General features: G+C 73.5%; 17 protein-coding genes. 11 read left to right on the top strand and 6 right to left on the bottom strand.

Annotated elements, in window-relative coordinates; all coding sequences use genetic code 11:
• The 5 genes from EBO15_RS38450 to EBO15_RS38430 all read left to right on the top strand — a co-directional run.
• Positions 1 to 731: hypothetical protein (locus EBO15_RS38450; protein WP_122199399.1), on the top strand; the 731-nt coding region annotated here is incomplete at its 5' end.
• 140 nt (positions 732 to 871) lie between these two features.
• Complete coding sequence (gene murJ, locus EBO15_RS38445; RefSeq protein ID WP_122199398.1) at positions 872 to 2,497, top strand: murein biosynthesis integral membrane protein MurJ; 1,626 nt, start codon at positions 872 to 874, stop codon at positions 2,495 to 2,497.
• A complete protein-coding gene (locus tag EBO15_RS38440) occupies positions 2,487 to 3,644 on the top strand; it encodes a glycosyltransferase (protein WP_233616750.1) in 1,158 nt (385 codons plus the stop codon). The genes murJ and EBO15_RS38440 overlap by 11 nt, the downstream gene beginning before the upstream one ends.
• 209 nt (positions 3,645 to 3,853) lie before the next feature.
• Positions 3,854 to 4,828, top strand: coding sequence for a TerC family protein (locus tag EBO15_RS38435; RefSeq protein ID WP_122199397.1), 975 nt, complete (start codon positions 3,854 to 3,856; stop codon positions 4,826 to 4,828).
• Between the two features lie 79 nt (positions 4,829 to 4,907).
• A complete protein-coding gene (locus EBO15_RS38430; protein WP_122199396.1) occupies positions 4,908 to 7,091 on the top strand; it encodes an acyl-CoA dehydrogenase in 2,184 nt (727 codons plus the stop codon).
• 51 nt (positions 7,092 to 7,142) lie between these two features.
• Here the strand turns inward: EBO15_RS38430 and EBO15_RS38425 are convergent, their stop codons facing one another.
• Positions 7,143 to 7,481 carry a hypothetical protein gene (locus EBO15_RS38425; protein WP_147481851.1) on the bottom strand — a complete coding sequence of 113 codons (339 nt, stop codon included), beginning with the start codon at positions 7,479 to 7,481 and terminating at the stop codon, positions 7,143 to 7,145.
• A 183-nt stretch (positions 7,482 to 7,664) separates the two neighbouring features.
• Between EBO15_RS38425 and EBO15_RS38420 the strand changes: the two genes are divergently transcribed.
• From EBO15_RS38420 to EBO15_RS38405, 4 genes are all read left to right on the top strand, one after another.
• Positions 7,665 to 8,147 carry a hypothetical protein gene (locus tag EBO15_RS38420; RefSeq protein WP_199745092.1) on the top strand — a complete coding sequence of 161 codons (483 nt, stop codon included), beginning with the start codon at positions 7,665 to 7,667 and terminating at the stop codon, positions 8,145 to 8,147.
• The gene (locus EBO15_RS38415) at positions 8,148 to 9,020 is read left to right on the top strand and encodes an AAA family ATPase (RefSeq protein ID WP_122199394.1); all 873 of its coding nucleotides are present in this window, start codon (positions 8,148 to 8,150) and stop codon (positions 9,018 to 9,020) included. It begins immediately after the preceding gene.
• Between the two features lie 5 nt (positions 9,021 to 9,025).
• A complete protein-coding gene (locus EBO15_RS38410; protein ID WP_122199393.1) occupies positions 9,026 to 10,417 on the top strand; it encodes a vWA domain-containing protein in 1,392 nt (463 codons plus the stop codon).
• 211 nt (positions 10,418 to 10,628) lie between these two features.
• Positions 10,629 to 11,840 (top strand): hypothetical protein, encoded by a 1,212-nt coding sequence (locus tag EBO15_RS38405; RefSeq protein WP_122199392.1) that lies wholly within the window; start codon positions 10,629 to 10,631, stop codon positions 11,838 to 11,840.
• Between the two features lie 10 nt (positions 11,841 to 11,850).
• On the opposite strand, the gene EBO15_RS38400 is transcribed toward EBO15_RS38405, so the two are convergent.
• Positions 11,851 to 13,284 carry an MFS transporter gene (locus EBO15_RS38400; RefSeq protein ID WP_199745091.1) on the bottom strand — a complete coding sequence of 478 codons (1,434 nt, stop codon included), beginning with the start codon at positions 13,282 to 13,284 and terminating at the stop codon, positions 11,851 to 11,853.
• A 94-nt stretch (positions 13,285 to 13,378) separates the two neighbouring features.
• Between EBO15_RS38400 and EBO15_RS38395 the strand changes: the two genes are divergently transcribed.
• Positions 13,379 to 13,879 (top strand): winged helix-turn-helix transcriptional regulator, encoded by a 501-nt coding sequence (locus EBO15_RS38395; RefSeq protein ID WP_122199391.1) that lies wholly within the window; start codon positions 13,379 to 13,381, stop codon positions 13,877 to 13,879.
• Positions 13,880 to 13,923: 44 nt separating this feature from the next.
• Here EBO15_RS38395 and EBO15_RS38390 read toward each other — a convergent pair whose 3' ends face one another.
• From EBO15_RS38390 to EBO15_RS38380, 3 genes are all read right to left on the bottom strand, one after another.
• Entirely contained in the window at positions 13,924 to 14,181 is a 258-nt protein-coding gene (locus tag EBO15_RS38390; RefSeq protein WP_122199390.1) for a hypothetical protein, read from the bottom strand.
• Positions 14,182 to 14,366: 185 nt separating this feature from the next.
• Positions 14,367 to 15,035 (bottom strand): TetR/AcrR family transcriptional regulator, encoded by a 669-nt coding sequence (locus tag EBO15_RS38385; RefSeq protein WP_122199389.1) that lies wholly within the window; start codon positions 15,033 to 15,035, stop codon positions 14,367 to 14,369.
• A gap of 42 nt (positions 15,036 to 15,077) precedes the next feature.
• Positions 15,078 to 15,407 (bottom strand): SPW repeat domain-containing protein, encoded by a 330-nt coding sequence (locus EBO15_RS38380; RefSeq protein ID WP_122199388.1) that lies wholly within the window; start codon positions 15,405 to 15,407, stop codon positions 15,078 to 15,080.
• Between the two features lie 178 nt (positions 15,408 to 15,585).
• On the opposite strand from EBO15_RS38380, the gene EBO15_RS38375 reads away from it, so the two are divergent.
• On the top strand, positions 15,586 to 17,181 hold the full coding sequence (locus EBO15_RS38375) for an adenylate/guanylate cyclase domain-containing protein (protein ID WP_233616749.1): 1,596 nt from the start codon (positions 15,586 to 15,588) through the stop codon (positions 17,179 to 17,181).
• A gap of 3 nt (positions 17,182 to 17,184) precedes the next feature.
• Here EBO15_RS38375 and EBO15_RS38370 read toward each other — a convergent pair.
• Positions 17,185 to 17,948 (bottom strand): hypothetical protein (locus EBO15_RS38370; RefSeq protein WP_325051977.1); only part of this gene is annotated, 764 nt, incomplete at its 5' end.

The following is a 17,948-nucleotide window of genomic DNA, read 5'->3' as shown; positions in this document are numbered from 1 at the left end:
TGCTGGCGCCCGGCGCGTCCGGGCGGGTCCGCGCGGCGGCGCTGGTCGCCGGGGTGGGCTCGGGCGCCCTCGGGGGCTATGACGACCTGGCGGGGTCCGGTTCGTCGCGCGGGTTCAAGGGGCACCTGACCGCGCTGGCGAACGGCGAGGTCACCACGGGCGCGGTGAAGATCCTCGGGATCGGCGCGACCGGGCTGGCCGCCGCCGCGATGGCCGGGTCCCCGGCGCGGACGGCGCCGGGACGCGCCGCCGACACGCTGCTGAACGGCATGATCATCGCGGCGTCCGCGAACCTGATGAACCTGTTCGACCTGCGTCCGGGCCGGGCGGTCAAGGTCGGGCTGCTCGCCGGGGCGCCGCTCGCGCTCACCTCGTCCGGCTCGGCCGTGGTCGCCGCGCCGCTCGGCGCCGCCGCCGCCCTGCTCCCCGAGGACCTGGGCGAGCGCGCGATGCTGGGCGACACGGGCGCGAACGCGCTCGGCGCGCTGCTCGGACTGGCCGCTACGCGGCTGCCGCGCGGGCCGCGCGTGGCCGTGCTCGCGGGGCTGGTCGGGTTGAACGCGGCGAGCGAGTTCGTGAGCTTCACCAAGGTCATCGCGGGCAACCCGGTGCTGAACAGGATCGACATGTTCGGGCGCCGTCCTGCGGCGCCGGTCCGTCCGGCTCCGCCCGCCTCGGGCGCGGCCGGTGCCGCTCCGGAAGCGTCGGCGGCTCCGGCCACGCCGAACTAGGCTCGCGCGCGGGCGGCCCCGCTCCGCCGCGCGGCTTCACACTCCACCCGCCTCACCCACTGGAACAGTCTCCGCGTGATGTCCGTTTCCGCCGCCCCTCACGACCCGACCGCCGCCGGAACCGGCGGTGCGGGATGTCCATGACGACGAAGCGGAGGGTGGCGTCCGGGATCGTCGGCGCGGCCGTGCTCATCGGGATGCTGACCGTCCTGGCGCGGCTGGCCGGGTTCGCGCGGACGTTCGCGCAGTCGCAGGCGGTCGGGCCGACCTGCCTGGGGCAGGCGTACTCGACGTCCACGCAGTTCCCGAGCATCGTCTACGAGATCGTCGCGGGCGGCGCGCTGGCGAGCATGGTGGTGCCGGTGCTGGCCCGCCCGGCCGAGCGAGGCGACACCGAGCAGGTGCGGCGGATCGGGTCGGCGCTGCTGACCTGGGTCGTGCTGGCGATGGTGCCGCTGTCGGCGCTGCTCGCCGTGACCTCCCGGCCGGTGATGGAGCTGCTGGTCGGCGGCACGGGGGACGGCTGCGACCGGTCGGAGATCGTCCGGGTCGGCGGGCAGATGCTCGCGATCATGGCGCCGCAGATGGTGATGTACGGGATCGCGGTCGTGCTGTACGGACTGCTCCAGTCGCACCGGCGGTTCGTCGCGCCCGCGCTCGCGCCGCTGGTGTCGAGCCTCGTGGTGATCGTCGCGTACGTCGTCTTCGTGCCGCTGGGGCGGGGGTACCAGAACGACCTGGCGCATCTGCCGGTGTCCGCCGAGCTGGTGCTCGCGGTCGGGACGGCGATGGGCGGGGTGGCGATGGCCGTGACCGCGGGCGTCGCCGCGTGGCGGCTGAAGCTGGGGCTGCGGCCGTCGCTGCGGTTCCCGGAGGGGGTGGCGCGGCGGGTCGTCCGGCTCGCGGCGGCCGGTCTCGCGACGGTCGCGGCGCAGCAGGTGTCGGCGCTGCTGGTGGTCCGGCTGAGCTACGAGGGGACGCGCGGCGCGCTGAACCTGTACCAGTACACGTGGGCGATCTTCCTGCTGCCGTGGGCGATCCTGGCGGTGCCGATCGCGACCAGCGCGTTCCCGATGCTGTCCGCGCGGATGGACCAGGAGCACCGGGAGGAGTTCGACCGGATCACGGCGCGGACGACGCGCGCGGTGATCCTGGTGTCGTGCGCGGGCGCGGCGGTGCTGGCCGCGGTGGCGCTGCCCGCGTCGGCGGTGTTTACCTGGAAGGTCGCCGCGACCGACCCGCAGCAGCGGATCGTGATGGCGCGGGCGGTCCTGGCGTTCGCGCCCGGCCTGCTCGGCTACGGCCTGGTCGCTCACTTGGGGCGTGTGTTGTACGCGTGCCATCGGGGACGGATGGGCGCGATCGCGACGGTGACGGGGTGGGTGGTCGTGATGGTCGCCGACGTCGTCCTGGTCCTCACGGTCGACCGGGCGTGGGTCGTGGCGGCGCTCGGTGTGGGCAACTCGACCGGGATGACGGTCGCGGGCGTCCTGCTGCTGGGGACGCTTGTGCGCGCGCGGGGGGCGGCGTCCCTGGAGGGGGTGCCGCGTGTGCTGCTCGCGGGGCTCTCCGGGGCGGCCGCGGGCGCGGCGGCCGGATACGCGCTGTCGGCGTGGTTCGGCACGGGGCACCGGCTGATGGACGTGGGCGTCGGCATCCTGTCCGCGTCGGTGTCGGTCGTGGTGTTCGTGGCGGTGGTGTTCGTGATCGACGGCCGTGACCTGCGGGCCGTCCTGACGCGGAAGGTCGTGCGTGGTGGGAGCTGAGCGGGACGGTCTGGACGGGGTCCGGGTCGCGCTGGTGCTCGGGACGAGCGCGGGCGGCGTCGGACGGCACGTCCGGTCGGTGGCGGCGGGCCTGGTGGAGCGGGGTGCGCGGGTCGCGGTGCTCGGCCCGGCCTCGACCGAGGAGCTGTTCGGGTTCACCGGTGTCGGTGCGCGGTTCGCCGAGGTGGATCTCGCCGACCGGCCGCGTCCGGTGAGCGACGCGCGTGCGGTGGCGCGGCTGCGCCGCCTGTTGCGGGACGCGGACGTCGCGCACGCGCACGGGCTGCGGGCGGGCGCCCTCACGGTCGCCTCGCGCGCGCGTGTGGCGACCAGGCCGCTGCACATAGGTCGCGGGGCGGTTCCCGTCGTGGTGACGCTGCACAACGCGGTGATCGCCGGTGGGCGGACGGCTGCGATCTACGGGGCGCTTGAGCGTGTCGTCGCGCGGGGGGCGAGTGCCGTTCTCGGTGTCTCGCCTGATCTCGAGGAGCGGATGCGGGCGCTCGGCGCGCGGCGGGTGGGGCACGCGCTCGTGCCCGCGCCCGCGCGTGGGCCGATGCCGGGGCCGGAGGCGCGTGCGGAGGTGCGCGCCGGACTGGGCGTGGGGGAGCGGCCCCTGATCGTGACGGTGGCCCGCCTTGCTGACCAGAAGGGCCTGCCGACGCTGCTCGACGCGTCCGCCGGGTGGGCGCGCCGTTCTCCGGCGCCGCTCGTGGTGATCGCCGGGGATGGGCCGCTGGAGGGCGCGCTGCGTGCCCGGATCGAGGACGGGGACCTGCCCGTCCGGCTGCTCGGGCGCCGTTCGGACGTGCCCGCGCTGCTCGCCGCCGCCGATGTGGCCGTGATCCCGAGCGTGTGGGAGGGGCAGCCGCTGATCCTCCAGGAGATCCTGCGTGCCGGGCGGCCCCTGGTCGCGACCCGGGTCGGCGGCGTCCCGGGCATGGTCGGCGAGGAGGACGAGGCGGCGCTGCTCGTCCCGGCGGAGGACGCGGCGGCCCTGGGGGAGGCGGTGGGCCGGGTCCTGGACGATCCGGCGCTCGCCGTCCGGCTGGGCGCGGCGGCGGCGCAGCGCGCGACCGCGCTGCCGACCGAGGACGACGCCGTGACGCAGCTCACCACGCTGTACCGGGAGCTCGTCCGGCCGTAGCCGGGGGGTTGCGAAAAGGTGCGTTTCGCGGACCCGCTTCGGGAATGGGCCGACCGTGATGTACCGTTGGTCCCAGGTGGAGGGGAGTATCCCTGCGCGCGGTTCCCGTCAGTACGGGCGGTCGACATCGTCCCGGGTTCCGCGGTCCGGCACGTCACGTGCCCGGCGGGAGAGACCTCCGGCAGTCAGTCATGCCGGAGGAAACCCCGATGAACGTCACACCCCTTGTCTGGGCGCTCACCCTGATCGGTCTCGTCGCGGTCATCGCCGTCGACCTGTTCGTGATCAACCGGGACGAGAGCAAAGAGTTCACTACCCGGCGGGCCGGGTTCTGGTCCTGCGTCTACATCGGTCTCGCCGTCCTGTTCGGGCTCGGAGTCTGGGTCTTCTCGGGCGGGACGTACGCGGCGCAGTACTTCGGCGGTTTCGTCACCGAGAAGAGTCTCAGCGTCGACAATCTCTTCGTCTTCATGGTGATCCTCGGCAGGTTCGCCGTGCCCCGGAACGCCCAGCACACCGTCCTGATGGCCGGGATCGTCATCGCGCTGGTGCTGCGCGGCATCTTCATCGCGGTCGGCGCGGCCGCCATCGCCCAGTTCACCTGGGTCTTCTTCATCTTCGGCGGGTTCCTCGTCTGGACCGCGTGGGGCCTGGCCCGGGAGAAGGACGAGGAGGCCGAGTTCAAGGAGAACGCGCTGCTGCGCTGGTTCCGCAAGGTCGTCCCCGTCCGCGAGGACTACGCGGGCAACAAGATGATGGTGCGCAGCGGCGGCCGGTGGGTCGTGACGCCGCTGATGGTCGTGATGGTCGCCATCGGCAGCACCGACGTCCTGTTCGCGCTCGACTCCATCCCCGCGATCTTCGGCCTGACCACCGAGTCGTACCTGGTCTTCACCGCCAACGCGTTCGCCCTGATGGGGCTCGTCCAGCTGTACTTCCTGCTGGAGGGCCTGGCCGCGCGGCTGGTGTTCCTCGGCAAGGGCCTGGCGTTCATCCTCGGGTTCATCGGGGTGAAGCTGGTGCTCCACGCGCTGCACGAGTACGGGGTGGACTGGGCGCCGGACATCCCGATCTGGCTGTCCCTGTCGGTGATCGTGGGGACGCTGGCCGCGGTCACCGTGGCGAGCCTGGTCGCCGACCGGCGGCGGGAGGCCCGGGACGCGGTGGAGTCCGGCAACGGGTGAGAGTAGGGTCACAGCCGCGAACGAACAGAACTCCGTTCTAGAATCAGAGTCGAACCAGCGGTCTGAGAGAAGGTGACGCATGGCCATCGGGCTGACCGAGGAGCATGAGGCCCTCGCCGAGTCGGTACGCGGATTCGCCGAGCGCTACGTCCCCGAGGCGGTGGTACGGACGGCGCTGGAGGCGGACGCGGAGACCCGGCCGCCCTTCTGGCCGGCCCTCGCCGAGCAGGGCCTGCTCGGCCTGCACCTTCCCGAGGAGCACGGCGGGCAGGGCTACGGCCTGCTCGAACTCGCCGTGGTGCTGGAGGAGCTCGGCCGCGCCGCCGCGCCCGGCCCGTTCCTGCCGACCGTCCTCGCGAGCTCGGTGGTCGCCGCGTCCGACGACGCCAAGGTCCGTGCCGGGCTGCTGCCCGGCCTCGCGGACGGCTCGGTCACCGGGGCCGTCGCGCTCACCGGAAGCCTGACCGCCGTCCGCGAGGACGGCGTGCTGACCGTCACCGGTTCCGCCGAGGCCGTGCTCGGCGCGTCCCTCGCCGACGTGGTCGTGCTGCCCGCCGGGGACGAGTGGGTCGCGGTGGACGCCGCCGACCTCACCGTCACCCCCGTCGAGTCGCTCGACCGGGTGCGCCGGGTCGCCCGGGTCGAGGCGGACGGCGTGCGCGTCACCGCCGACCGGGTCCTCTCCGGTGTGACCGCCCGCCGCGTCGCCGACCTCGCCGCCACGCTCTTCGGAGCGGAGGCGGCCGGGCTGTCGGGGTGGCTGGTCGACACCGCCTCGGAGTACGCCAAGGTCCGTGAGCAGTTCGGCCGTCCGATCGGGCAGTTCCAGGGCGTCAAGCACAAGGCCGCCCGGATGCTGATCGCCGCCGAGCAGTCCCGCGCCGCCGCCTGGGACGCCGCCCGCGCGCTCGACGAGGGCTCCGAGCAGGCCGGGTTCGCCGCCGCCGTGTCCGCCGTGACCGCGGCCGACGCGGGCGTGCGGACCGCGCGCGACGCTATCCAGATCCTCGGCGGCATCGGGTTCACCTGGGAGCACGACGCGCACGTCTACCTGCGGCGCGCGCTGACGCTGCGGGCGCTGCTCGGGTCGTCCAAGGAGTGGGCCGCGCGGGTCGCCGCCCTCGCGCTCGCCGGGGGCCGCCGCGAGGTCGAGCTCGAACTGTCGGAGGACACGCGGCCGCTGCGCGAACGCGTCCGGGCCGAGATCGCCGAGCTCGCCGCGGTCGAGGACAGGACCGAGCGGAACCGCCGGATGGGCGACGACGGCTGGACCGTCCCGCACTTCCCCCGGCCCTGGGGACGCGGCGCCGGGCCGGTCGAGCAGATCCTCATCCAGCAGGAGCTGCGGGCCGCCAAGGTCAAGGCCCCGAACCTGGTCATCGGCGCGTGGCTGGTGCCCTCGCTCGTCCGCTACGGCACCGAGGAGCAGAAGGAGCGCTTCCTGCGCCCGACGCTGCGCGGGGAGCTGGTGTGGTGCCAGCTGTTCTCCGAGCCGGGCGCGGGCTCCGACCTGGCCTCGCTGTCGATGCGGGCCGAGCGGGTCGAGGGCGGCTGGAGGCTCACCGGGCAGAAGATCTGGACGTCGGTGGCGCAGTTCGCGCAGTGGGGCTTCTGCATCGCCCGGACCGACCCGTCCGCGCCCAAGCACGACGGCATCACCTACTTCCTGGTCGACATGAAGGCCGAGGGCGTGGACGTCCGGCCGCTGCGTGAGCTGACCGGCGAGGCGATCTTCAACGAGGTGTTCCTCGACGAGGTGTTCGTCCCGGACGACTGCGTCGTCGGCGAGGTGGACCAGGGTTGGCAGGTCGCCCGCAACACGCTGTCGAACGAGCGGGTGTCGCTGTCCACCGGCGGCGGGCTCGGCATGGGCGTGCCGGAACTGCTCGACTTCTTCAAGGGCCGGGACCTGGACGCGGTCGCCGCGACCGAGGTCGGCGCGCTGGTCGCGCAGGGCCAGTCGATCGACCTGCTCGGGCTGCGCACCACGCTGAAGCAGCTGAACGGCGTGGAGCCGGGTGCCGAGTCCAGCGTCCGCAAGCTGCTCGGCGTGCAGTTCAACCAGGAGGTCGCCGACTACTGCTGGGCCGCGCAGGGGGTCGCGGCGACGACCGAGGTGCCGCTGACCGAGTCCGGGATCGTCGCCCGGGCCATGCTGTTCAGCCGCGCGATGACGATCTACGGCGGTACCACCGAGGTGCAGCTGAACATCATCGGCGAGCGGCTGCTCGGCCTGCCCCGCGACCCCGAACCCGGAAAGTGACGGGCCGGACGCCCTGACGCGCCGGACGCCGTGACGCGCCGTCCCCGGGGCTCAGTCGCGCCGGGGACGGTGCATGTACGTCACGTTCAACGCGACCAGCGCGAGCCAGACGAGGAACACCCCGGCCGAGCCCGCCGCGTACCCGCTGATCGCCGTGAGCGGGATCGACGCCACCAGGCTGACCAGGATCAGTGTGAGGCTGTGGTCGCGCAGGGGCCTGGGGGCGCGGGGGAGCGGCGCCGGGCGGAACTCGGCGCTCGCGGACGTCCTGGCCGCGAGCTGCTCCTCGATCCGGGCCGCGATCACGTCGGCGAAGGCCGCGTCGTAGTCCGGGCCGAGCTCGCGGCGGGCGGCCAGGCCGGCGGCGAGGTCCTCACGTGGAACGGTCATGGTCATGTTGTAGGCCCGCGGGGGCGCGGACGTCCTCACCCCCGCGGGCGATCCTCCGGGTGGCTCCTCAGGGTGAGGCGGGCCCCGGGCGAAGTTCGCGGTGGTGAGGTCTGCTGCGCGGTGCTACCCGCCGGTAAACTGCCGGTCCCGTCCCCCAGAGAACATCCGGAGGTCCAGGTGGGCATGCGGACACGCGCCGTGTCTCGGCTCGGCTGCGCCGCGCTCGTCGCCGTCCTCGCCACGGCCGGCCTCGGCGGGTGCGGAGGCGGAGGCGGCGACGCCAAGAAGAGCGAGGGGGACGCCCAGCCCGTCAAGCTCGCGCCGCTGCCCAAGGTGAACCCCGCCGACGTCCGGGCGCTCGTCGGACGCTGGGACGGCGCCGGCAAGGACTACTTCCAGTTCGGGGCCGACGGCAACGGCGTGTGGAAGAAGGAGGGCCAGACCCTCTGGAGCGGCCTCGCCATCCCGGACGGCACGTCCAGGTTCCGCTTCTCGTGGCAGGGCGGCGACCCCAAGGGCAGCAACTACTGGGGCGCGACCCTCAGCGACGACGGCAAGAAGATGACGTTCTCCGGGACCGGGCTGACCTACGCCAGGACCTCCGGCGGTAAGCCGTCCGGCGGGAAGACCCCGGGCGGCAAGCCGACCACCCCGAAAGGCCACTGAATGACGGTCCACGCCCTGTTCGCCTCACCGGACGACGTCGCGGCACGGCTCGCCGCGGGCGGCTACCTCACCGACGAGTCCATCGCGACCACGGTGTTCCTGGCGCAGGCGCTCGGCAAGCCGCTGCTCGTCGAAGGCCCCGCCGGGGTCGGCAAGACCGAGCTGGCCAAGGCCGTCGCGCGCGCGTGCGAGGCCGAGCTGATCCGCCTCCAGTGCTACGAGGGCCTGGACGAGGCGCGCGCGCTCTACGAGTTCAACTACAAGAAGCAGCTGCTCGCCATCCAGGCCGCGCCGTCCGACCGGGGCTGGGAGGAGACCCACGACGACATCTTCTCCGAGGACTTCCTGCTCGAGCGCCCGCTGCTCGCGGCGATCCGCCGCACGGGGCCGACCGTCCTGCTGATCGACGAGGCCGACAAGGCCGACGTGGAGATGGAGGGCATGCTGCTGGAGGTGCTGTCGGACTTCCAGGTCACCATCCCCGAGCTGGGCACGGTCGCGGCGACCCGGCGGCCGTTCGTCCTCATCACCTCCAACGCCGCGCGCGAGCTGTCGGAGGCGCTCAAGCGGCGCTGCCTCTACCTGCACCTGGACTACCCGGCCGCGGACCGCGAGCGCGACATCGTCCTCGCCCAGGTCCCCGGGATCGAGGCGGAGCTCGCCGAGCAGCTCGTCCGGACGGTCGGGACGCTGCGCGCGCTGGAGGTCAAGAAGGCGCCGTCGATCGCCGAGACCGTCGACTGGGCGCGGACCCTGCTCGCCCTCGGCCTGGACGAGCTGGACGAGGCGGCCGTCGCCCGCACGCTCGGGGTGGTCCTCAAGCACGTCTCCGACCAGGAGCGCGCGCGCAAGGAACTCGGCCTGAAGGGCTGACGCGGGTGGCCTCCCTCATCGACCGGCACACCGCGTTCGTCGCGGCCCTGCGCGAGGCCGGGCTGCCGGTGTCGGTCGCCGAGGGCCTGGACGCCGTCCGCGCCCTCCAGACCGTGGACCTCCTCGACCGCGGGACGCTGCGCGCCGCGTACGCCGCGACGCTGGTGAAGCGCCCGACGCACCGTCCGGTCTTCGACACCCTCTTCGACCTCTGGTACCCGTCCGCGCTCGGCGACGGGTCGGTTCCCTCGTCGGACCGTCCCGCGCGCACGAGGGGCGAGAACGGGCGTCCGCTGCCGCCGCCGCTCGACCCGGCCGTCCAGGAACGCCGCCAGGTGCTCTTCGAGCTGCTGCTGAACGGCGACGACGCGGGTCTGCGCCAGTTCGCCCGGACGGCCGTCAGCGAGTACGGCCGGCCGGAGGGGCGGCAGTCGTGGTTCGCGACCGGCGTCACGCGCGCGCTGTCGCCCGAGACGCTCATGGCGAACCTGCTCAACGCCGTCCTGAACGGCCGGGAGCGCGGCGGCATGGCCGAGCGCGTCGCGCGCCGGACCTTCGACGACCGCATCTCCCGCTTCCAGGAGCTGGTCGCCACCGAGGTCCGCCGCCGCATCGCCGAGGACACCGGCCTGGAGCGCACCGCGCGGATCTCGTCCCGTCCGCCGATCGAGCACCTGGACTTCAACCGCGCGAGCCGCGCGGAGCTGGCCGCGCTGCGCCGCGAGGTGTACCCGCTGGCGCGGCGGCTGGCGGCCCGGCTCGTCCAGAAGCAGCGCGCCGGGAACCGGGGACGGCTGGACTTCCGGCGGACCGTCCGCGCGTCGCTGGCGACCGGCGGCGTGCCGCTCACCACGCGGCACCGCCCGCGCCGTCCGCACAAGCCCGAGCTGGTGATCCTCTGCGACGCCAGCGACTCGGTGTCGGCGTTCGCGCACTTCACGCTGCTGCTGACGTTCGCGCTGCGCGAGCAGTTCAGCAAGGTCCGCGCGTTCGCCTTCATCGACGGCACGGACGAGATCACCAAGTACTTCGCCCCCGGCGCGGACGTCGTCGACGCCATGGCCCGCATGGCGAGCGAGGCCGACCTGGTCTGGATCACCGGCCGTTCCAACTACGGCAACGCGATCAAGGTCTTCGGGGACCGGTACGGCGACGCGGTCACGTCCAGGACGTCCCTGCTGATCCTCGGCGACGCCCGCTCCAACTACGGCGAGCTGTCGCTGCCGATCCTCCGGCCCCTCGTCGAGCGCGCCCGGCACGCCTACTGGCTCAATCCCGAGCCGCGTTCCCAGTGGGACACGGGCGACTCCGCCGCGTCCCACTACGGCGAGCTGGTCCCCATGTTCGAGTGCCGCAACCTCGCCCAGCTCGCCACGTTCATCGAAGAACTCGGCTGACCCTGGCTGACCCCGGCCGAGGACGGCCCGGCCGGGTCGGCCGGGTCGTCTGGTTGTCAAGGCGCTGACTCTATTGCCGGATCGCCCTTCTATGGGCGCTTTGAAGCTCTTGGCGCATTTTGCGGCCGTTGATTGGATCCAGGGGTGCTTTCCGGCCCGCTTGTGGTGGGTGTGCCGTCGTGTGCTGTTCTCCCGGCCAAGGAGTGTGACCATGACCCTGCTGACCTACACCGTGCTCACCGACCCGGGACCCCTGGAAGCGTCCAGGGCGGGGCAGGCCGACTCCACCGGGACGGTGTACCTGATGGTCACCAACACCGGCAAGGACGCGGCGTACTGGTCCGGAAACGAGGTGACGGTGCCCGTCGGTGACGGGGCGGACGACCTCACGCCCGACATCACCACGATCACCGCCACGGCCGAGTACCACGGCCTGAAGTCGGGTGTGCAGACGCTGCGCGTCCAGCCCCCGGCCGCTTCCGGGTCCTTCCGGGTCGCCAAACCGTCGGGCGGCAGCATCCGTTTCGCCGCCGGTGACTACCTGGTGCTGAAACTGGAGGGCGTCACGGTCGCCGCGGCCGCCGGGCTGGTCGTGCTGACGGTGAAGGAGGCCGCCGGCAGAAGCGCGAATCCGGTGAAGCCGTCCAACAGCGTCGCGGTGGTGCCGCTGGTGAAGACCGCCGCCAAGCCGGTCCCGGCGCCCAGGAATCTCCGTCCCGACCAGGCGATGGTGGACGACGGAGACGGCATCGTCCTGCGCTGGGACGGGCCCGCCGACTGGGCCTACACGATCAACTCGCCGGAGGGCGCCCCTGCGGCCCCACCCGTCACCACCCCGGGCGAGTGGAGACCGGATCCCGGGACCGGCCCCAAGCGCGACAGCACCTACACCCTCGTCGCCATCGACCCCGCCACCTTGAAGGAGCACTACCTCACCACGACCGTCCAGGTGCGCGCCCCCGCTTTCGATGCCGGGATCCTCGCCGGCAAGATCACCGCCGATCAGGTGAGTGCCGGACGGTTCCAGGGGCTGAACAGCACGGGGAGCCTGATCTTCACCGGCAGCGGCGTGGAGGTCTTCAGCGGCTACAACACGCAGGGAGAGGTCGCCGCCGACAGAGTCGTCGCGAACCGCGTGAACGCCACGCGGGTCCAGGGGAGAAGCACCAGCGATGGATGGATCAGCTTCCCTGAATCCGGCATACAGGTGAGCCATGGCGCGTACAACGACCCTCCCCGAATCGGCGCCGTGTACGCCGAGAGCGGCATCTACCAGAGGCAGTTCGCCCCCGGGCAGGAGAACCGGTGGATCACTCTGTCGGACGGCGGAGAGATATCCCTGGAGCAGAGGAGCAAGGACGGGAAGGACAGCTACGCGAGCCTGAGGGTGTCCAGGGTGGAGACCAGTTCTTCCCAGTGGTGAGTGCATGAGGTCAGCGGCCGGGGGTGGGGAGGACGGTGGAGATGGTGGCGTGGGCGCTGAGGCGCCGCGTCAGCGGGACGGTGACGACGGCCCCCACGGCGCACAGGACGGCGGAGACCAGGAGCGCGATGTCGAAGCCGTGCGTCATGGCGTCCGGCGTGGCGCCGCCGTTGGTGGTGATGGCGAAGACCATCGCGACGCCCAGGGCGGCGCCGGTGTAGCGGGCGGTGTTGTTCGCGCCCGAGCCCATGCTCGCCCGCTCGGGCGGGACGCTGTCGACGGCCAGGCGGGCGAGCATCGTGTTGGCGAGGCCGCTGCCGACGCCGGCCACGAGGAGGCCGGGGGCCAGGCGCCACCAGGGCGTGCCGGGGCTGATGCCGAGCATCGCCAGCTCGCTGACGGCGCTGAGGGCGAGTCCCGCCCCGAGCAGCAGGCCGGACGACCAGCGGGCGGGGAGGCGGCGGGCCTGGAGGGCGACCACGTAGGACATGCCGGACCAGATCGCCAGGACGAACGCGGCGGCCAGCGGGGACAGGCGCATCGCGCCGACCATGACCGTGACCAGGTTGCTCATCAGGCCGATCACGCCCAGGCCGGTGATCAACGCGCCGCCGACCGAGAGCAGGAACGCCGGGCGGCGGAACAGGCCGAGGTCGAGCATCGGGGACGTCCGCCGGGCCTGCACGACGACGAACGCTGCGAGCAGGACGACCGCGGCGGCCAGCAGGGCCAGGACGGGCGGGCGCGTCCAGCCGGTGCGGCCCAGGGTGACGGCGGAGAGCAGGGCCGAGATGCCGCCGACCATCGTGACCAGTCCGGGCAGGTCGAGGCCGCGCCGGTGCTCCGCGCGGGACTCGGGCAGCGCGCGGGACGCGGCCGTCAGGGCCACGGACGCGGCGACGGTGACCCAGTACCAGAGCCGCCAGTCGCCGAGCCGGGTGAGCCAGGCGGCGGCGATCGGGCCGAGGGCGATGCCGAGGCCGAGCATGGCGCCCCAGATCCCGGCGGCGCGGGCCCGGGCGGCGCCGGTGAAGGTGTGGCCGATGATGCCGAGGCCGGTGGCGAGGAGCGCGGCGGTCGCGACGCCCTGGACGATGCGTCCGGCCACGAAGGCGGCCGAGGCCGGGGCGAGCGCGCAGCCGACGCTGGAGAGGGCGAGCAGGGCGCCGCCGAGGGCGAACAGCCGGCGCCGTCCGTGGTCGTCGGCGAGGGCGCCGACGGCGAGGAGGGCGGCGGCGAGGCCGAGGCTGATCGAGCTCATCACCCAGATCCGGGCGGTGGTGCCCGCGTGGAGCCCGGCGCCGGTGTCGCTGAGGGTCGCGATCGGCGCGGTGTAGTTCATCAGGCCCAGCAGGGTCGCGGCGCCGGGCAGGGCCACGGCGGCCGTCGCGCCCGGCGGGCGGGACTCGCGCCGTCCGGCGCCGGGGGTCGCCAGAGTCGTCATGCCGGTCTCCTAGTTCAATGAACGAACCATGTCGGCCGTGACCGTACCACGATCGGTTCGTTCATTGAACTAGCGGGGAGGTAGTCTGCACGGCATGGCACTCGGCAAGGACTACACGGGGCAGGACTGCACGCTGGCCCGGGCGCTGGAGGTGGTCGGCGAGCGCTGGACGCTGCTGATCGTGCGCGACGCCTTCTACGGTGTCCGGCGGTTCAGCGACTTCCTCGTCCACCTGGACATTCCGCGCGCCGTGCTGTCGGCGCGGCTGTCCACGCTGGTCGAGAACGGCGTCCTGGCCAAGGAGGGGCACGAGTACGTGCTCACGGAGGCGGGCGTCTCGCTGTGGCCCGTCGTGCACGGGCTGGCCCGCTGGGGCGAGCAGAACTTCGGCGAGAACGGCGTCTGCCGGCTGTTCGTGCACGTCGCGTGCGGCACCCGGATCGACCCGGACGGCACCTGCCCGTCCTGCGGCGGGGGCCCGATCCGCCCGGCCGACCTGGAGACCCACCCGGGCCCCAAGTCCAGGCTGCGCGACGACGCGGTCACCAGGGCCCTGCGCACGGCCCACCGCATGCTCACGCCCGTCGAGACCTGAGCGCCGCGGTTCCGTCGGCCCGTGAGGGCACGGGCCGACGAACGTCAGCCGAAGTCGATGGTCTGGTTCTCCTGGCAGGCGAAGGGGACGTCCACCCCGTCGACGGTCACGATCGCGGCGAAGTGCTTCAGTGAGTTCTTCGCGGGATCCCCGCCCAACGTGTCGTTGGAGATCTTCACCAGCCTCGGCGGCTCGAGGTTGTCGAGGGCGGTCTGGAGGTTCGCCGACACGTCTCTGGCCATGCTCTTCGTCGGGTCGCCGCCTGCGAGCGCTCCGTAGACGGCGAACTTCACCGTTGCCATGGATTGTCCTTCCGGTGGTCGTGGCACTGTTCGTGGGAGGTCCGGTGTCGGACGCCTAGTGGTTTGGTGCCCCTGCTGAGCGACCGGGGAACTGGGCGGCGAGTAAGGCGTGGGGCAGTAAAGGCCCTCACCCGGGGCGATCCCCGCTCGTCGGGGACGCGGCGCCCCTGGTGGGGCCGGAGGGGTCAGCTGCCGAGGGCGTGGGCGATGAGCTCGGCCACGGCCTCGGGGTCCAGGTGGTGGCCGCTGAGCTGGGCCAGGTGCTCCTGGTAGATCAGGACGGCGGCGAACGTCGCGGCGGCGACCTCCAGGCGGGCCTGGTCGCCCCGGGCGCCCGGGAGGGCCATCTCCAGCGCCAGCCGCGCCCGCCGGACGACCTCGCCGTTGAGCAGGCGCAGCCGTTCGCGGACGGTCGTGTGCGTGTCGGCCTCGCGGAACAGGATGCGCCGCATCGCGGGCGAGGCGTGCAGGGGGAAGCCGCGCGCGAGCCGGGCCAGGGTGCCCGCCGGGTCGCCGGGGACGGCCTCCAGTCCCGCCGCGCCGGCGGCCTGCTCGACCTCGATGCGCTCGGCGACCAGCGTGACCAGGACGTCCATCTTCTGCGGGAAGTAGTGGAAGACCAGGCCCTTGGGGACGTCCGCGCTGCGCGCGATCCGGGCCGTGGACGTGCCCTCGTACCCGCCCTCGGCGAACAGTTCCTCGGCGGCGTCCAGGATCCGGGTCCGCGCGTCCGGCCGGGCCGGGTCGGACGCGGGGACCGGATCGGGCCCGGGGCCGGGCGCGGAGCCGGGGCCGGGCGTGACGGTCGGGGAGGGGGTGCCGGCCGGGCGGGACGGCGGGGTGACGGGTTCCATGTCTCGGCCTCCCCGGGGGGCCGCCCGGCCGTCAGGTGCCGGTCAGCTCTTCGCCGTGCGGGTGCGGAACGCGACCCACAGGCCGACGATAGCCGCGACACCGCCGGCGATCCATGCCGTCCAGGCGGCGGCGCGCTGTCCGTCGAACTGCCACGCCCACGGCGAGACGAACAGCAGGAGGGCGAGGGCGGTCGTGGTCCAGGCCGCCGCGCCCGCGGCGCCGAGGAGCGGGAAGAGACCCGCGACCAGCAGCAGGGCGCCGAGGACCATCAGCGGCAGGCGGCCGTAGCCGTTCGCCCACAGGTCAGGGGCGACGAGCGCGGCCAGTCCGGCGACGAAGGTGACGGCGTCCTCCCATGCCAGCTTGCCCATGGGATACCTCCGGGGGAGATGGGATGTTTGTCTGTTCTGAAGATGCCCTGACTGACCGACCGGTCAACGTTCCACCGCGACAGTCCGGAGTGTCCGGAGCGTCACAGTCCGCTTGCTGATCAAATAGGACGACTGTGATGTACGGAACACCGGGGACGACCGGATACGCTCCACCCTCGTGGGAGGCGATGTGGTGGACGAGCGCGCGGGCCGGCGTGCCCGCGCGTCCTTCGGCGTCCTGCGGCGGCTGGTCGACGGCCGTCCCGGGGACAGCCGGGCCCAGGTCGCCCGCCGCGCCCGCGTCCTGGTGACCCTGGCGACGGGCCTCGCCAACCTCGGCGGCGCCCTGGTCGTCCTGCTGTTCACCGTGGTCGTGCCGAACCCCGGCGGCCACTTCCCCGAGCGCATGCAGACCGTGAACGTCTGGGTGTTCACCGCCTACGTGGTCCTCGCGGTGCCCGTCGGGCTGCTGCTCGGCGAGCGGTTCTTCCGGCGCGTCCGGCGGCTGGTCGACCGGCACGACGAGCCCGACCGGCGCGAGCGCGCGCTGCTGCTGTACGGGCCCGTCCGGCTGATGGCCGTCCACCTGACGCTCTGGGGCGTCGGGACGGTCGGCTGGGTGCTGCTCAACCTGCCGTTCTCCGCGCTGGTCGCGGTCAAGCTCGGCCTGACCAGCCTGCTCGGCGGCCTCACCACCTGCACCGTCGTCTACCTGCTCGCCGAGCGGCTGCTGCGCCGCTCGGTGACCACCGCGCTGGCGTCGGGCGTGCCCCGCCGCACCGGCCTGCCCGGCGTCGTCGCGCGCTCGGTGCTGGCCTGGGCGCTCGGCACGGCGGTCCCGATCCTCGGGCTGATCGTCCTCGCGGTCGGGTCGTTCGTCCTCAACCGGGTGGACGTCCACGCCTTCGCGGTCGCCGTCCTCACCCTCGGCGGGACGGGCCTGCTCGTCGGCCTCGGCGTCACCTACTTCGCGGCCCGCGCGATCGCCGACCCGGTGGAGTCGGTGCGGCTCGGCCTGGCCCGGGTCGAGCGCGGCGAGCTGGACGTCGAGGTGCCCGTCTACGACGCCAGCGAGGTCGGGCTGCTCCAGGCGGGGTTCAACCACATGGCGGCCGGGCTGCGCGAGCATGAGCGCCTCCAGGACCTGTTCGGCCGCCAGGTCGGCCCGGACGCGGCCAAGGTCGCGCTCGAGCACGGCGTCGACCTCGGCGGTGAGACCCGCGAGGTCGCGGTGCTGTTCGTGGACGTCATCGGGTCCACCCGGCTCGCCTCCGAGCGCCCGCCGACCGAGGTCGTCGGCCTGCTCAACGAGTTCTTCGCGATCGTGGTCGAGGTCGTCGGACGGCACGGCGGCTGGATCAACAAGTTCGAGGGCGACGCCGCCCTCGCGATCTTCGGCGCGCCGCAGGACCTGCCCGGCTTCGCCGGCCGCGCCCTCGCCGCCGGGCGGGAGCTGGCCGTCCGGCTGCAGGACGGCGTGCCCGGCCTGTCGGCGGCCGTGGGCGTGTCGGCGGGCGAGGCCGTCGCCGGGCACATCGGGGCCGAGGAGCGGTTCGAGTACACGGTGATCGGCGACCCGGTGAACGAGGCCGCCCGGCTCACCGACCTGGCCAAGGCCCGGTCCGAGCCGGTGCTCGCCGCCGCGACCGTGGTCGAGGGCGCGGGCTCCGAGGAGGCCGCCCGCTGGGAGCTGGGCGACGAGGTCGAGCTGCGCGGCCGGGGCCGTCCGACCCGGCTGGCGTCGCCGCGCGTCTCCGAGCCCGCCGCGTCCTGACCGTCAGCGGACGGTGCCGAGCGACGCGCCGTTCAGGGTCGTCGAGTAGCGGGCGAAGCCGGGGCCGGTCTCCTCGCCCAGGTAGACGTCCGCGTGGCGCTGTCCGCCGTAGCCCGGACGGAACAGGTCGGTGACCTTCCAGTGCGCCCGCCGGAACCGGGCGCAGACCTTCGCGGGGACGCCCCCGCCGCAGTCGGTGATCACGAACGTCTGGCCGCGGGCCAGCACGTCCTTGTCGGCGGCGGCCGACTCCCACGCCTTCAGCGGACGGCCCGCCGGGTCGCGGGTGCTGTCGTCCAGCCAGTAGCCGGTGCTGTGCGACCAGTTCAGGAAGCGGCCCGCCTGGGGGCCGCCGGTGATCCGGCCGCTGCCCTCGGTGCGGATGATCCGCAGGAAGTCGGCCGGATAGGACCCGAGCGGCGTGTGCCCGTTCGAGCAGTGGACGGACGTGCAGCCCTTCACCTTCGTCATCGCGCCGCCGTGCAGGCTCTCCACGGCCGTGTAGTACGTGGTGACGCGCCAGGAACCGGGCTTGCCGAGCGGGACGGTCGACGTGGGATCCGCCGCGGGCGACGTGACGCGCATGTCCGGCGACGGCGCGGACTGGACGGGTCCGGTGGCCACCGGTGGCTGGACGGCGTCCGCCGCCGGGTCGAGCCTCCCGGACGCCGCGCTGGACGTCCCGCAGGCCACGGCGAGCGGGCCGAGGACGACCAGCCCGAGCACCGGCGGGCCGAGCACGCGCGGCGCCGGTAGCGCGGGCACGC

The sequence above is a fragment of the Actinomadura harenae genome, from assembly GCF_003696215.1.
In the GTDB taxonomy this organism is placed as follows: Bacteria; Actinomycetota; Actinomycetes; order Streptosporangiales; family Streptosporangiaceae; genus Spirillospora; species Spirillospora harenae.
Note: the sequence above shows the minus strand (reverse complement) of the source record. Positions and strands in the feature narration are given on the sequence as shown.